Origin of the sequence: Pedobacter flavus, assembly GCF_036324285.1 — a bacterium.
Classification (GTDB): Bacteria; Bacteroidota; Bacteroidia; order Sphingobacteriales; family Sphingobacteriaceae; genus Pedobacter; species Pedobacter flavus.
This window is the reverse complement of sequence record NZ_JAZDQU010000002.1, coordinates 479,489-495,777: the sequence shown is the minus strand read 5'-3', so window position 1 is coordinate 495,777 and position 16,289 is coordinate 479,489. Positions and strand designations below refer to the sequence as shown.

Genomic DNA, 16,289 nt, shown 5'->3' with positions numbered 1-16,289 from the left:
ATTTAATTTATAAAACCCATCCATAAAAAAAGGGCCTAAAAAAATTAGACCCTTTAAAAAATACTATTCAATAATTATCTTCCTCAAATAAAACCAATTAGGATCTACAGATGGCATTACATTACTATTTATAATAATTGGTTTTTCCGATAAATTTAAACGTTTGGTTCCTTCGTGAGTAACCACATCAACAGGTAAACTCATCTTGATATTGTTTAATTGTAGAGCATATCTATTATTTGGTAACTCCTTCATAGAAATCTCCAATTTATTGGTTGAGAAAATAAATAAATCAAACAAAGGTTTTAGATCGATGCCTGCTTCCTTACTAAAAAAAGCCTCTAGATCGGCTGTAACTACTTTATTATGATAAGTGTATTGGGTTGAAGTAGCGAACTTTTTTAAGGCAGGATAAAACAAATCATCGCCCATAATATAGGCTAATGTATGCATAAAAAAGGCCCCTTTAGGATAAATATCGCCTTCGTAAGCGGTCTTACCATCAATATCTTTTCCTTGAACCAATGGCTTATTATTTTTTATCGCCGTTTGACCTACTCTTTTAAAATGCTTTACATAAGCATCTATTCCTTCATGTTCTCTAATAAATAAAGCATCACCAAACGTACATATCCCTTCTTGAATCCAAAAATCTGCCCAATCTTTTGCAGTTACTTTATTTCCCCACCATTCGTGTCCAAGTTCATGGTGCATTAATCCATCGAAGTCATAAGCGCCAATTTTAGAATATTTAAACTTCGCACCGTATGCATTCATCGTTTGATGTTCCATACCCATATGCTCTGTTTCTACAATTCCAATCTTTTCATTAATCCAAGGGTACTCTCCAAAGTATTTTTCCTGCATTTGCATACTGCGTTCTAATAAATCTAGGTGCTTTTGAGCTTTATCTACATTATATTTTAAAACATAAAATTCCATAGGTACTTTATTGCCTTCGCTAGTGGTATATAAACGTTTTACAACCGTATAATCAGCCGCATTAAAAACAATATTATAATTATTTATGGTGTATTTGGTTTGCCAATGGTAGGTAACTTTATCACCTTTTTTAGTGATTTTCCTTAATAAACCCGGACCAGCGACTACTAAATTATTAGGCACTGTGATATTCATAATTACCCCTTCATTAGGTTCATCTGAAGGATGATCCTTACTAGGGAAAAATATTTTACCACCACCTCCTTCTGCTGTTACCTCAACTCTTGGTGTTCCATTTGCATCTTTCGTCCACGTAAAACCATCCTCCCAAGGCGGTCTAATGGCCACATGTGGTTTACCTGAATAAAAAACCTGAATGGAGGCCTTCCCTGCTTTTAGGGTGTTTTTGAGGTTAATCACAATTAAATCATTATTAAAAGTAAACGATTCCACTCTATTGTTAACCAATACCTTACTGATAGCAAAATTATCCATCAAATCCAATAATAGCACATTAGTTGGTTCAGAGAGAATTACATCTACAATTGTATTACCAGCAATAGATTCGTCATCTACATTCACAGCTAAATTCAGCGTATAATGTCGGACATCCATTATAGCTTGCTCGGGTTTTAATTTTCCACCGGTTGTTAAAATTTGAGCCTGAGCAAAAAATGCTGCTCCAAAGCAAAATATACTTAGAAGGATTTTTTTCATTTTTAATCAATTAATAATTTAATATCGCCTATTTCAATTACAATTGACCAATAAAAATGTAACAATTAAAGTAACACAAGAAAATTACACCTATTAATTAATTTTTATAGGCTTTTTATCTTTATCAATCGCCACAAAAGTAAAAATACCTTGCACAGCCAATTCTCTACCTTCAGCGTACATTTGTTCGATATAGATATCTACATTAACCTTTAAACTCGTATTACCAACGTGGACCACCTTACCTATTAATTCTACAATTGTTCCTGCCGGAATGGGCTTTTTAAAATCAATTTTATCACTACTTACGGTAACCATAATTTGTCGGCTGTAACGAGTAGCCGTTATAAAAGCTACTTCATCCATCATATGCATGGCTGTACCACCAAACAAGGTATCATAATGATTTGTTGTATTGGGAAATACAGCTTTAAAAATTCGGGTTTCGGAGTTTTTGATTTTTTCTTGTATCATATAATTACTGTTTAATAAGCCGATCAGAGCTTTGGTAATAAAATTCAAAGCATAGGCCAGCACAACCTCTATTGAGATATACTATTGATACGATTGAATATACTTTTTACCGCGAAAGCATTCAAAACAATGAGTGGCAGATATCCTGACTTATAACACCTTAGTCGCCCTTCCCCCCGGAGGAGTGGGCCGCTTTGACAAAGGCTTTGGTTACTTACAGTTGCGCGACAGTTCGTGATTTACACACGATTCCCTTTTAAATTACCTTAGAGGCAATACCGACTATTGTGAGGAATAAAACTAAGAACGAATGGTGTAAAGATAAGGGAAAAGTTGGAAAGCCGAAAGACGGAAAGACCGAAGACTAAAGACTAAAGACGGAAAAGCTAAGAGTTAGGAGTTAGAACCAAGTATCAACAACCTGCTGACTAACTACCAACTAACTACTGACTACTGACTGACTTCTCAGACTTTTCTGACTTTCTAACTATTCTTAATTCCACAATGTTCCTGCGAAACCTAAAACTGAACTCATCCACAAAATAAAAACATAGATTAATAGACTTAAAAATAAACCTACTACCAACTTCCAGCTTCCAGGTATCCATAAACTGCTTATCTTAAAAACTACAAAACCTGCCATTGCTCCTGCTAATGTTATTACTATAATTGGGCGGATAAACCAAAATTGTCCCCATAAAGGATTGGGGTTATCTACTCCGGAAATAAATAATAAAACCAAACATAAATTTATGATTGCACCAATAATCATAAATGAGGCAGCGGAATTAAATGGTTTACAAGTTGGGGATGAATTTTGAGAAGTTGTCATTTTTTAATAGGGTTAATATTTAAATTTCATTTTTTCACTAAGTATAAAAGTGCCTAATTTTCAATAAATTAAAAATTATAAAAGTACTTTGTAGTACAAAGTAAATAAAATAAAATTGTATATCCAAAATTTAAATTCATAAATAAGCAAAATAGAAAAATACATATAACTCTTTCATTATATAGAAATTAGCTAAACTTAACAACCCAACAAATCCTTAACTAAAAATAATTAAATTGAATATAAGCGGTAATTTTTTAATTTTGAACTCAAAACCGAGCATTATTGGGATAAAAAGAAAATAGTGCAGCAAACGTACAAACCATTTAAATGTTCGAAAATTTCCAAACCATTGTCATAATAATAGCTTCTATTGCCCTATTTGTATTTGGTTTACAAAGCTTTAGTAAAGAAATTCAAAATTTAGGAACAGAGCGTTTATCTAAATGGATTGGCAAAATAACCAAATACAGAATTGGTGGCTTCTTATTGGGCACCCTTTTCACAGCAACCATACAATCTAGCACATTAGTTTCTACACTAACTGTATCGTTTGTAAATAGTGGCGTAATAACGCTTAGAGATAGTATATTGATATTATTAGGGACTAATATAGGAACCACATCTACCGCATGGATTGTATCTATGAACTCTACTTTTATAGGTCCATTCTTCATTGTATTGGGCTCAATTATTAGTATGATACCAACAAAAATTGCCGTTGTTGGTAAGCCTATATTTTATTTTGGCTTTATCTTTTTTTCTCTTTCATTAATAAGTGAGGCCATGGAACCTATTAAAAATGACCCTTTATTAATTGAAATTTTATCAATGGCCACTAACCCATTGTTAGGCATAATTTATGGGATTATTATTACTATAATCATTCAATCGAGTTCGGTGGTAGTAGGATTAGTAATTGTATTGTTAGCTCAAGGAACCATAACCATAGATTCTGCCATTCCAATTGTAATTGGAGCCAACATTGGTACTACCTCTACTGCTTTAATTATCAGCTTAAAATTCTCGTCTCTTTCCAAATTAGTAGCATGGTCGGCTTCTGCATTTAACATAGTAGGCGTAATTTTCATGTTCCCATTTTTTGGAGTCTTAAAAAATATTGCCATGTCGTTTAGTCATGAGCCGGCATTACAAGTTGCCATCGCCTATACCATTAGCAATACATTCACATCGGTTTTCTTTTTAATCTTTTTAAATCCAACACTAAGGAGATTACAAAAACATAGGTGGTATAAATTATCTGATTAACTCGACAAAAATCAGATTATGTTTAAAATGGTGGCGATGATTGAATATGAGCTCCTACCACTGCATTGCATTCCGTTTCAAGGTAACAGATCAAAGGGATTAGTCCACAGAAATTACAACTAATCTAACTCTAGTATTCTTGTATTAATTTAGGAGGGGTATAAAACAAAAAATCCCGACTGATTAGTCGGGATTTAATTGTACTCAGAGCGGGAATCGAACCCGCACGCCTGTTGAGGGCACAGGATTTTAAGTCCTGCGTGTCTACCAGTTCCACCATCTGAGCAAAAAGCAAATTGCTTTTTTTAAAAATATCTCCTGGTAGGAAGATATTTAGAGCGAAAGACGAGATTCGAACTCGCGACCCCGACCTTGGCAAGGTCGTGCTCTACCAACTGAGCTACTTTCGCATTTATTAACATCATCCGATGTAATCCTGCAGGCTGTTTGCCTTTGGGAATGCAAATATACACAAGTTTCTATTCCATCCAATATTTTTTTAAATAAAAATTACCTTATTTATATAAGTTATTGGCTTTCAAAACAAAAAAAATCATATCAGTTTCATATCCCCTACTCTGAAGATAGGTTATAAGTTTATTTTTATGTTTAAAAGCATCTTTTTCTTTTATCAAATGAAATTTTTTCATCGCCAAATCGGCTAAAGTAGCTTCGTACTCATCTCCATCGATAGTATTCAATCCACTATCTATCATTTTATCAGTCACCTTCTTTTGTAAGAGCCCTTGTTTTATTTTTCTCCTACCCCACTTTTTAATTCTAAATTTCCCCGAAACATAGGCTTTTACAAATCTTTCTTCATTTAAAAAGTTTTCTTCTATGAGTTTACTTATAATTTGATCTACTTCCGAAGGATATAAATTCCACTCATATAATTTTTCTTTTACTTCTCCGTGCGAGCGCTCCTGATAAGCACACCAATTCTGAATTTTAGCAAGGGCTGTGTTAAAGGTTAATTTTATATTTCTCTTCTCTAATGAATCCATTTAACCCAAAGTTAGGCATATTTTTAACTTCACAACAGGATTATGACCTAACCAAAAGCTTGATTTTTGTATATTTGAGGATGAAACCGACAAAAATTGAAAAAATATTAAGTCCAATACAGAAATTTATTCATCTAGAATACACGAGTGGTATTGTTCTACTTTTTAGTGTTGTTGCAGCTTTAATTTGGGCTAATTCTAGCTATTCTGAGGCCTATCATCATTTATGGCATACTAATATTACTATTGGATTTGATAATTTCAACTTAAGTTACCCTTTACACATCTGGATTAACGACGGCTTAATGGCTGTTTTTTTCTTCCTAATTGGATTGGAGTTAAAAAGGGAGTTTATAGAAGGCGAACTTTCTTCATTTAAAAAGGCCGTTTTACCTATGTCGGCCGCACTTGGCGGAATGTTGGTACCAGCTTTAATTTACACCTTATTTAATAAAGGCACCGATAGTGCAAGTGGTTGGGGAATTCCTATGGCCACAGATATTGCATTTGCCTTAGCTTTATTATCTATGGCTAGTAAAAACATTCCTATCTCAGTAAAAGTTTTTCTAGCAGCTTTAGCTGTGGCTGATGATTTAGGCGCGGTTATAGTTATTGCTTTATTTTATACGGCAGAAATAAATTTCTATGCTTTAGGGATTGCTTTTTTCTTCGTTGGTCTTTTATTAGTTGGAAATAAGTTAGGTATAAGAACCAGAATTTTTTATTTGCTATTAGGTATTGTAGTTTGGATTGGATTCTTATTATCTGGCGTTCACGCAACAATAGCAGGTGTTTTAGTAGCCTTTACCATCCCTTCTATTTCTCGTATTGATGAGCGTTATTTTTCTGATAAAATGCAATCGTTGGTAGGAAAATTTGAAAAAGAAATACCAAAACGAGGTATTTTAATTACGGCAAAGCAAAACCATATTATTCATGAAATAAACATCCTTTCTAAAGCTGCCTCAACGCCTTTACAAAATTTAGAACATTTGCTACACCCATGGGTGGCATTTGTAATTATGCCAATTTTCGCACTATCTAATTCGGGGGTAGCAATTGGAGCCGATTTTTTCCAGAATTTAATAAACCCAATTTCATTAGGTATTATTTTCGGTTTAATTATCGGCAAATTTATTGGAATTATGCTCTTTAGCTGGGTAATGGTTAAGTTAAAAGTTGCTTCTCTTCCACATGGGGCAACTTGGATTCATATTGCTGGTGTAGCTTTATTAGCGGGAATCGGATTTACTATGTCGCTCTTTATTGCAGGTTTAGCCTTTACAGATAGCGGCCATGTAGACCAAGCAAAATATGGAATTTTAGTTGCCTCTATAATCGCTGGAATTTTAGGAATAATTGCCTTAAAACAAATTGGCAAGAAAACTGCTTAATTAAATTAGCACAAAATATTAAGGGTTTACTGATAACATTAGTAAACCCTTTTTTATTTAAATTTCGACTAGAATTGTACCGTTCTCACTTACCTCTAATTGGTGAATTACTCCACATTTAAGGGCAAAATTATTTACTTGGTGACCAACAGGAAAATCAAAACATACTGGAAATTCAAATTCCGTGATTTTCTCATGTACCATTTGTTGTAAGGATAAAGGAAATAAATCTTCTTCTGTTTCTAGTTTATTTTTAAATCCGCCGATAATTAATCCTTGAAGCTGATTAAATAACCCAGCTCGCTTTAAATTCCACAACATTCTATCTACACTATAAGGATACTCGCCCGTATCTTCTAAAAATAAAATACAATTTTTGGTGTTAATCTGAGCGTTGGAACCAGCCATATTTTCTAAAGTCCTAAGGTTACCACCGATTAATTTTCCAACTCCCTTACCTTGTTTGTTTGATGGATGAAAGGGAGCATTATATTTCATTTTAATGCCCTTCAAAGTAAAATTTATAGATTCTATGGTCTCTTGCTGAATTTGACTTGCTACAGCTGGATTTGCAGGAAAACTATTGCACATTTTAGAATGTATTGAAGGGATGCCTGTAACCGCAAAAAGGTGACTATGTAGGGTTGTAATATCGCTAAAACCGATTAACCATTTTGGAGAAGCAGAAAATTTGGAGAAATTTAATTTATCAATTATTCTAACCATCCCGTATCCTCCTCTTGCACATAGAACGGCCTTTATTGTATCGTTATCAAGCATATATTGAAAATCAGACATTCGCTCAAAATCTGTCCCACCAAAGGTTCCATGTTTCTTACCTATGGTTTGTCCAATTTCTACTTTATAACCCCATTTTTCTAATTGTTTTACGGCAGGTTGCACATCTTCCAGTGAAATATATCCAGCAGGCGATGTAATTCCAATGATATCACCCGCATTTAAATTTGGTGGAACCATTGATGAGGTTTCTGCAGTATTATTTCTAGCCCAAGTAGGCAAACTAATATTTAAACCTAGAGCTAAACATCCTGGCAAGGCAATATTTATAAAACTTTTTCTATTCACACTTTAAAGGTAAAAACAAAAACAAAAAAAGAGGGTAACGATTTATTGTTACCCTCTTTCTATTAATTAATGAAGTTTATTTTATAAACCACCTTTACGGTTAGGAGAAACTGGTGTTGGCCATTTTCCTGGCTCACCTGTACGAGGATTAGCCGGTAAAGTCATTTTTTCGTTTGTAAATCTTTCTGGATCTTCACTTGCTGCATAAGCTAAAATAGCAGTTAAGATTGCGTTACCTTGAACATCATCAAAAACAATTTTATCATAAGTATCGCGGTTAGTATGCCAAGTATAGTTACCATATGACCAGCCTAAAGAGCTGATTGAGAATCCTGGAGCACCTGCTGCAACAAATGAAGCAAAGTCAGAACCACCACCACCTGGACTACCTGGGAAAGAAGTAGTAATGTGTCTACGGATATCTTGAGGAACATAAGCTAACCATTTAGGGATAAACTCTTGAGCTCTTTTGAAACCTTGACCAGAAATATTTACTACACGACCAGTACCATTATCTTGGTTAAATAATGCTTGCATGTTTTTAACAATTTCAGGATTATCTTCAACAAAAGCACGAGAACCGTTTAATCCTTGTTCTTCGCTACCCCATAACCCTACTAAGATGGTTCTTTTAGGATTTGGATAGAATTTCTTTAACAAACGCATTGCTTCCATCATAACAATAGTTCCAGTTCCGTTGTCTGTAGCACCTGAACCACCATCCCAGCTATCAAAGTGAGCTGATAAAATAATGTATTCATTTGGTTTTTCAGAACCTTTTAATTCTGCGATGGTATTAAAAGTAGGAACAACGCCTAATTCTTTAGATTCAGATTTAATATCCAATTTAGGTGTATTACCACTTTGAGTTAAACGGTAAACTAAACCATAATCTTCTAAACTTAAGTCGATAGTAGGGATTTTAGTAGTGTTGGCACCAAAAATTTTATTAACACCAAAACCTGCAGACCAGTTACTTGCTAATAAACCAGCAGCGCCTGCTTTTTCTAAAGCTAAAGCTAAATTTTTAGCGTTTAAGCCTGTATTTCTCATTCTATTTGCCCAATCTGCCGCAACAGCTGCACGCTCTTCTTTCATCTTTTTTAAAGATTCTGGCGTAGCAAATTCTTCCCAGTTATAATCAGGACGACCAGTTACTTGGTTTTGAGAAATTAAAACTAATTTTCCTTTTACATTAGGTAACCATGCTTTAAAAGCATTAGAATCTGTTACTAAAGGAAGGATAATAGTTTCTGCAATAATATTTTTCTTTGCGCCTGGAGACCATGCTAATTGCATGCCTTCTAGCGTTTTTAAACGTGGTGAAATCATATCGATGTGCGTAACGCCACGCTCCCAACCTCTCCATTCACCATATTTTTGGTTAGAGGCAGAAACACCCCAACTGTTAAATTTACTAACTGCCCAATCATGAGCGATTTTCATTTGAGGCGTACCTACTAAACGTGGTCCAATTACATCAAGTAATTCGTGCGCCATTGGTTTTAACTGAGAATTCTCAGTTGCTTCTTTCACCATGTTGTCTATAACAGCATTTCTGGTTTGTGCGCCCGCTACAGACACCATTAATACTGCTCCAGATACAAGAGATAGTAATTTTGTTTTCATATCAATTGGTTTACATTTAAACAACTAAGATATAAAATCAAACGTTTAATTTGCTTGAATAACAAAATTTCTACTTTAGAATAATCTAACTCATAAAAACTATTGGGTTTTAACCACTTTATAAATCTTTCCCCCATTCCCAACAATTAGTATTAAGTTTCCTTTTTTGGCTTTCTGAACGGCATTTCCTAATTTATCATCAAGTTTTGTCCAAGAATTTCCCCCATCTAAAGAAATATCCGTTCCATTAGTTCCAGTTGCAAGTACTATCTTTTCAGATATATAGGCTGAACCAGATCTATATCCACTCACTTGATTTATAGGCTTATGCCATGTTTTTCCTCCATCCTCTGTCCACAAAACATTATTTTCCGCTTTATTTGGTTGAAGGTAATCGCCACCCACTGCAATTCCCTTACTTTTATTATAAAATGAAATGGTAAATGGGCCTGAACTATTATTGCCTTGTAATATTGGAATTGGGAATTTCTCCCATGTTTTACCATAATTTTTAGAGAAGTAAGCATTAGAAACTAATCCACCCGAAGCAATCCAAGTATATCCTCCAGGCAGGGTTCTTACTGTTGTACCACTAGCCGCAAACCCTGCTTCACCTTCTGCAAAATTCATCTTCAGTTGATCAGAAATATCCATCCAACTTAAACCACCATTTATGGTCTTCAATAATTGCATTTTATGATTTATGGGATCGCCAAAAATAATTCCCTGATCAGCGTTCCAAAAATCCATTCCATCCAGAAAAATATCTTTATGCGTATTTTTATAAACCTCTTGCCAGGAAGCACCCCCATCATTGGTCTTTAATATATAGGCTGGCGAACCTGCATTAACTACAATGGCATTTTTATCATCAAACGCTTCTATATCTCTGAAATCAAGCTTTTCATACCCCTTAATTCGTTGCCAATCCCAAGTATTACCACCATCTACTGTTTTTCCAATATAGCCGTTACTCCCGCTTACCCACGCCACTTCATCAGACACAACCGACAAACCCCTCATACTAGTTGGGGTTCCAGAGGCAACTTGTTTTAATTCAAATTTTTGAGCAAACACAATCATAGGAAGGCCCAATAACACAAAAAACAATTTTTTCATAGTTAAATATTTATCACAAAATACTGATTATCCATTAATAAAGAAATCTTATGCTGTATTTCTTACGGTACTTATTTTTTTATAACGCTCCAGATATTGTCGCGGAGATTGACCAACTATACTTTTAAAAACTCGGTTAAAATTGGTTATACTATTAAATCCGGCTTTAAAGGCAATATTAGAAATGCCATCGTGCAAATTAACTGTAGTTAAATGCTTACATGCATCATGAATTCTAACTTCATTTAAATAATTAACAAAAGTTTTTCCGGTATGCTGTTTAAAATATCTACAAAATGCCTGTGGTGTCATGCAGGCCGTATTGGCTACATCTTCTAATGCAATTGGATGATGATAATTTTCTATAATATAATTGATGATGGTACTTAATCTACGGCCTTCATTTTCAGAAATATTTACCGATTTAGAAACTTTACATATAGGCACCAAGGGCTGTTTAAACTGCATTATAGATTCCCAAAGTTTTAAAAATTCATAAATAACCGTTAGGCTCGAACTTTCATGAATATCAACTAATTTGTTGGCTATTTCTCCAGAAATAGAAGTAGGAATTTTAAAACCTTGACGGTAATTATTAAGGAAATTATTCACCTGATTCATTTCAGGTAAATTAAACAATGGAGATAATAAACCGTCAGGATTGAAATAAATAGAACAAGCTTTTATACTTAAAGATTCTTCACCATTAAAATATTCAGGGTTCGATTTAAATAAATGAGGAATATTGGCACCTATTACAAATATATCATTGTCTTGAAAGGGATGCATGCTCGTACCAACAATTAAGGTTCCCCTCCCTCTTTCTACCCAAGTAATCTGCATTTCTTCGTGCCTATGCAGGTACTGATAAAAATAAGGCAAGGTAACCCGTTCAGAAATTACACTCTTATTTTCTGGAACCAATATGGTAAAAGGTAATACTTTCATTGGGCAATTTTAATATAAAATTTTACCAATATTACCTTTAAAACTTAATATTACAAAGTAAAGAAGTTAATATATTACCAAACTTTGGTGGAATTATGAAAATCTATTTACTGCAAATGGCGCTAAAGGCATGCTCAATGGTTGCTCACTTATAATTTCACAAACCAGTTTTCCAGTCGCCTGTCCTAAACTTAAGCCCATCATACCATGTCCAGTTGCAATGATTAAGTTTTTCTTGTGCTTACTTCTGCCAATGTACGGTAATCCATCTGGAGAAGCCGGTCTAAATCCGAACCATATTTTATTTAACTCGGGTAAATTAGGTTTAACTTGTGGAAAATACTTGGGAACAGATTCTACAATACCTTTTACCCGATCTATATTAATCTTATTATTAACACGATCTAGTTCCATGGTACCACCAAATCTAATTTTCCCATTCATTGGTGTAATAGCAACCCTTGCTTCACATAATAAAGCTGGAATAGTTATAGATTCATTTCCAACCGTTTCTTCAAAAGAATAACCTTTACCAGGCATAATGGAAATGTTTTCGCCAGCTAATTTTGCAACTTGTGTTGACCAAGAACCTGTTGCTAAAACAAAATGATCAGCTTTAAATTCTTTATTTCCCACCATTACCGAAAGAATTTTATCGCTCTCCATTTGAAATGCAGTTACTGCTGATTTTTTTAGAATACCGACACCATTTTTCAATAAATAATCTTGCAAATTCTGCATTAAGGCAGCAGGATAAATATGTGAATCACATTGATAATGAACGGCACCCAAAACATCTAAATCAAGATTAGGTTGTAACTTCTTGCATTCTTCCAGATTTAAAACTTTCATTTCCAAACCTAATTCCACGGCTTTGGCGCACAACTCAGCTTCCTCTTCTGCTACTTTCTCTGTTTTGTAAAACGCTAAAATTCCTTTATTTTCTAATTCAAAATTAAAATCAGGATCCTTAGCTAAGTCGTTTATTAATTGCTTACTTAAAAGAGAAAAATCTCTCAATGGAATAGCTGAATTTTCTACGTGCTTTTCATTTGAAGATCGTAAAAATTGAAGCCCCCATTTTACTAGATTCATATTTAGGGATGGTCTTACATAAAATGGACTTTTGCTATTAAACATCCATTTTATTCCTTGCTTAACCATACCCGGAGTAGCTAATGGAACAAAATGACTAGGTACAATCATTCCAGCATTTCCATAAGAACAATTACCTACAATTTCGTCTTTATCTAAAACCGTAACTTTATATCCAGCTTTGGTTAAATAGTAGGCACTACTTAGTCCAACTATTCCACCTCCAATTATAATAACATCAGCCATATTAAATTACCTGAAATCCTTTCGAATATGGATCATCATCATCAATTTTAATGGTATTATAACCATAAACTTTAGCCCATCCTTCTACACTTGGTACAATGGCTGGGATTCCATTAACTTCGGTAACTTCCTCAATTTTTCCAATAAATTTACTTCCAATAATGCTTTCATGGATAAAAGATTCGCCAGGTTTTAATAAACCTTTTGTGTACCATTGGGCCATTCTGGCAGAGGTACCTGTTCCGCATGGAGAGCGGTCTATTGCTTTATCTCCATAAAAAACAGCATTTCTTGCGGTTGCCTCTTCAGATAAGGTAGCACCTGCCCATAATATATGGGTACAAGTATTAATGGTAGGATTTTGAGGATGAATAAATGTATGATGCTTATTAATTTCTTTTCTTAAATTCTGACTAAAAGCAATCAATTCAGATGCGGTATAATTTTCTAATCCTTTAAAATTTTCTTGTGGATCAACAATAGCATAAAAATTTCCGCCATAAGCCACATCTAATTTTAAAGAACCTAAACCCGGACATTCTACTATTAAATCTTGAGCAGCAAGATATGCAGGTACATTTTTTAGTTTTACCGAAGTAACTTTATTGCCTTCCTGTTTGTATTCTATTAAAACTAATCCCGCTGGTGCTTCCATACGCACAATTCCGGGAATTTTCGGCTGAATTAACCCTTCTTCAATTGCAATGGTAATGGTTCCAATAGTGCCGTGTCCACACATTGGCAAACAACCACTGGTTTCTATAAATAATACAGCAACATCATTTTCAGGATCATGAGGTGGGTATAAAATACTGCCCGACATCATATCATGACCTCTTGGTTCGAACATTAAGCCGGTTCTGATCCAATCGTATTCCTTTAAAAAATGTTGACGCTTCTCACTCATATTTACACCTGCCAAATTCGGTCCGCCTCCCGCAACTACCCTTACCGGATTTCCGCAAGTATGGGCATCAATACAAAAAAATGTTTTAGAACTCATCTTAATCTTTACTTAAAGTTTGATTGGTTTGTCGAGTAATATGATATGGATTTTCGCGCTTTAATTCCATTGGAAGTAAATGATCTGGCCAATCTTGATAAGCAATTGGTCTTACAAATCTGTAAATAGATTTTGAACCTACAGAAGTAAAATTATTATTGGTTGCTGGGAATGGTCCGCCATGATTCATAGCTGCATTTACCTCTACCCCCGTTGGTACACCATTAAATATTAAACGACCGGCCTTATCAGTTAAATCTTCAATAATAGCGCAATATTTTGCTACATCTTCTGCTTCTGCAATAACTGTAGTGGTAAGTTGACCTTCTAATTTTTCTACAATTGCATTTAACTCATCAATTGATTTTATGATAATTAATAATGAAAAAGGTCCAAACACTTCTTCCGCAAGTAATGGATTTTTAAGCCAATTTTCGGCAGTAACTTCTGCTAAAATTGGATTTCCACCATTTGGCAGTGCCGATTTATCTATTTCACTAGCATACAATGCAGAAACCCCATTTTCTGATAATACTTTTGCATTTTTCTCAAAATAATTAGCACAAATTCCTGGCGTAAGCATAGTTACAGGCAGAGAATTTTGAAAAGCGGTAATTAAATGATTTTTAAAATTATCCAGGTTTATATTTTCCATTACGAAAATTAAACCGGGTTTAGTACAAAATTGTCCAGCTCCACTGGTAACTGAAACAGCTAATTTTTCGGATAAACTTTGAGCATTATTAATAACAGCTTCTGGAAACACAAAAATTGGGTTTGTACTTCCCATTTCAGCGAAAACAGGAATTGGATCTTTTCTATTCTGAGCTAACTTATGTAAAGCCATTCCACCTTTTAATGAACCCGTAAAAGCAACAGCTTTAGTATGTGGATGTTGTACCAATGCTGTGCCTACCTCATAACTACCATCATAAAGCATGGAGAAACAACCATCTGGAAGATGATTATTCTTAACTGCTTTAATTATAGCCGTTGCAGTAATAGCGCTGGTTCCTGGATGTGCTGGGTGTACCTTTACAATAACCGGACAACCCGCAGCAAATGCAGCAGCTGTATCGCCACCGGCAACAGAAAATGCTAATGGAAAATTACTCGCTCCAAAAACTACTACGGGACCAAGAGGTCTCAACATACGTCGTATATCTGCTCTAGGTATTGGTAATCTATCGGGCATAGCCGGCATAATTACAGCATCCACCCACGATCCTTCCTCAATTAAATCAGCAAACATTCTAAGCTGACCTGTTGTTCTGGCTAATTCTCCCTTTAATCTAACTTCTGTTAATCCAGATTCTTGCATCGCAACATCAATTAAAGCTGTTGCTACAAGCTCTAATTCATTAGCTATCGATCTTAAAAAATTAGATTTTTGATCTTTATTTATTGATTTAAATACCTTAAATGCAGCCGCAGCTTTATCCAATGCCGAATCAATAATATCATTATCGGCAGCAACAAATGGTGTTGAAATAGGCAAATTTAAAGATGGATTTATTGCTTTAAATGAGCCTCCATTAGATTCAACATAGTTACAGGCAACAATATTTTCTGTTTTCATAAGTTTAATTTTTTATCCCCAGCTTCCAGTTGGCAAGGTAGGTCTATTTTTTAAAGCAGTTTCCAAAATATTTAAAACCCTAGCTCTTTCTTCTCCTTCTAAAGGTAATCTTGGTGCGCGTGTTTTTTCGGTTCCAATACCGGTTGCTACTTCTGCTAATTTAATATATTGAACCAATTTTGGATGTATATCTAATTCTAAAACTGGCATAAACCAACGGTATATTTCTAATGCTTCTTGAATTCTGTTTTCTTTCGCCAGTCTAAAAAGAGCAACAGATTCTTTAGGGAAAGCATCCACCAACCCAGCTACCCAACCATGTGCGCCTAAAATCATACTTTCTAAAGCAATGGTATCAACCCCTGTTAAAATCTTAAATCTATCTCCAAAGCGATTTATCATCCTTGTGATATTTGTTGTATCGCGTGTACTTTCTTTTACAGCTTGAATATTTTCATAACGCTCTAAATATGCAAACATTTCTAAAGTAACCTCAATTTTATAATCCACTGGATTATTATAAATCATGATGGGTAATGGTGTGCTCTTTGCCACCGATTCAAAATAAGTTAAAGTTTCGTTTTTATCAGCATAATAACGCAATGGCGGAAGCAACATTAAACCACTAGCCCCAAGTTCTGTAGCACGTTTTGCACACGCTATGGCATTTTTGGTAGTCGACTCGGCAATATTTAATAATACTGGCACCTTACCATCAACATATTTTACTGTTTCTTCGAGTAATCTATATTTTTCGTTTTCATTTAATACGCCTGCCTCACCCAAGGTACCGCCTAAAATAAAACCATTTACGCCAGCTTCTAGTTGGGCATCTAAATTTTTAAAGAATGCAGGCATATCCAACTCTTCGTTTTCGGTAAATTTGGTAGTAACTGCTGGGTAAACCCCGCTCCAATTGATCTTCATAATTTTGTTCTGAAAGTTTAAG

The 16,289-nt window shown here is 34.6% G+C and carries 14 protein-coding genes, 2 tRNA genes and 1 riboswitch; of the genes, 2 read left to right on the top strand and 14 right to left on the bottom strand.

Annotated features, from left to right (window positions below):
- Window positions 1-63: 63 nt before the first annotated feature.
- From VRU49_RS08185 to VRU49_RS08175, 3 genes are all read right to left on the bottom strand, one after another.
- On the bottom strand, window positions 64-1,659 hold the full coding sequence (locus tag VRU49_RS08185; RefSeq protein WP_330146289.1) for a M1 family metallopeptidase: 1,596 nt from the start codon (window positions 1,657-1,659) through the stop codon (window positions 64-66).
- Between the two features lie 93 nt (window positions 1,660-1,752).
- Window positions 1,753-2,133, bottom strand: a complete 381-nt coding sequence (locus VRU49_RS08180; RefSeq protein ID WP_330146288.1) for an acyl-CoA thioesterase — start codon at window positions 2,131-2,133, stop codon at window positions 1,753-1,755.
- Window positions 2,134-2,251: 118 nt separating this feature from the next.
- Window positions 2,252-2,431: riboswitch (cobalamin riboswitch) on the bottom strand.
- Between the two features lie 195 nt (window positions 2,432-2,626).
- Complete coding sequence (locus tag VRU49_RS08175) at window positions 2,627-2,965, bottom strand: hypothetical protein (protein WP_330146287.1); 339 nt, start codon at window positions 2,963-2,965, stop codon at window positions 2,627-2,629.
- A 330-nt stretch (window positions 2,966-3,295) separates the two neighbouring features.
- Between VRU49_RS08175 and VRU49_RS08170 the strand changes: the two genes are divergently transcribed.
- A complete protein-coding gene (locus VRU49_RS08170) occupies window positions 3,296-4,234 on the top strand; it encodes a Na/Pi cotransporter family protein (RefSeq protein WP_330146286.1) in 939 nt (312 codons plus the stop codon).
- A 201-nt stretch (window positions 4,235-4,435) separates the two neighbouring features.
- Here the strand turns inward: VRU49_RS08170 and VRU49_RS08165 are convergent.
- The 3 genes from VRU49_RS08165 to VRU49_RS08155 form a co-directional block, all read right to left on the bottom strand.
- Window positions 4,436-4,520, bottom strand: a tRNA-Leu gene (locus VRU49_RS08165).
- A 51-nt stretch (window positions 4,521-4,571) separates the two neighbouring features.
- Window positions 4,572-4,644 (bottom strand) — tRNA-Gly (locus VRU49_RS08160).
- Between the two features lie 105 nt (window positions 4,645-4,749).
- The gene (locus VRU49_RS08155) at window positions 4,750-5,241 is read right to left on the bottom strand and encodes a regulatory protein RecX (RefSeq protein ID WP_330146285.1); all 492 of its coding nucleotides are present in this window, start codon (window positions 5,239-5,241) and stop codon (window positions 4,750-4,752) included.
- Window positions 5,242-5,321: 80 nt separating this feature from the next.
- Between VRU49_RS08155 and nhaA the strand changes: the two genes are divergently transcribed.
- Complete coding sequence (gene nhaA, locus VRU49_RS08150; RefSeq protein ID WP_330146284.1) at window positions 5,322-6,635, top strand: Na+/H+ antiporter NhaA; 1,314 nt, start codon at window positions 5,322-5,324, stop codon at window positions 6,633-6,635.
- Between the two features lie 57 nt (window positions 6,636-6,692).
- On the opposite strand, the gene VRU49_RS08145 is transcribed toward nhaA, so the two are convergent.
- The 8 genes from VRU49_RS08145 to VRU49_RS08110 all read right to left on the bottom strand — a co-directional run bounded on the left by VRU49_RS08145 (window position 6,693) and on the right by VRU49_RS08110 (window position 16,267).
- Complete coding sequence (locus VRU49_RS08145; RefSeq protein ID WP_330146283.1) at window positions 6,693-7,721, bottom strand: S66 peptidase family protein; 1,029 nt, start codon at window positions 7,719-7,721, stop codon at window positions 6,693-6,695.
- 81 nt (window positions 7,722-7,802) lie between these two features.
- On the bottom strand, window positions 7,803-9,350 hold the full coding sequence (locus VRU49_RS08140) for a M20/M25/M40 family metallo-hydrolase (protein ID WP_330146282.1): 1,548 nt from the start codon (window positions 9,348-9,350) through the stop codon (window positions 7,803-7,805).
- A 99-nt stretch (window positions 9,351-9,449) separates the two neighbouring features.
- Window positions 9,450-10,469: a WD40/YVTN/BNR-like repeat-containing protein gene (locus VRU49_RS08135; RefSeq protein ID WP_330146281.1), complete on the bottom strand. Its 1,020-nt coding sequence runs from the start codon at window positions 10,467-10,469 to the stop codon at window positions 9,450-9,452.
- Between the two features lie 48 nt (window positions 10,470-10,517).
- Window positions 10,518-11,417 (bottom strand): AraC family transcriptional regulator, encoded by a 900-nt coding sequence (locus VRU49_RS08130; protein ID WP_330146280.1) that lies wholly within the window; start codon window positions 11,415-11,417, stop codon window positions 10,518-10,520.
- Window positions 11,418-11,510: 93 nt separating this feature from the next.
- Window positions 11,511-12,758 (bottom strand): NAD(P)/FAD-dependent oxidoreductase, encoded by a 1,248-nt coding sequence (locus VRU49_RS08125; protein ID WP_330146279.1) that lies wholly within the window; start codon window positions 12,756-12,758, stop codon window positions 11,511-11,513.
- A 1-nt stretch (window position 12,759) separates the two neighbouring features.
- A complete protein-coding gene (locus VRU49_RS08120; protein ID WP_330146278.1) occupies window positions 12,760-13,761 on the bottom strand; it encodes a 4-hydroxyproline epimerase in 1,002 nt (333 codons plus the stop codon).
- A gap of 1 nt (window position 13,762) precedes the next feature.
- A complete protein-coding gene (locus VRU49_RS08115; protein ID WP_330146277.1) occupies window positions 13,763-15,340 on the bottom strand; it encodes an aldehyde dehydrogenase (NADP(+)) in 1,578 nt (525 codons plus the stop codon).
- A gap of 12 nt (window positions 15,341-15,352) precedes the next feature.
- The gene (locus VRU49_RS08110; RefSeq protein ID WP_330146276.1) at window positions 15,353-16,267 is read right to left on the bottom strand and encodes a dihydrodipicolinate synthase family protein; all 915 of its coding nucleotides are present in this window, start codon (window positions 16,265-16,267) and stop codon (window positions 15,353-15,355) included.
- Window positions 16,268-16,289 lie beyond the last annotated feature (22 nt).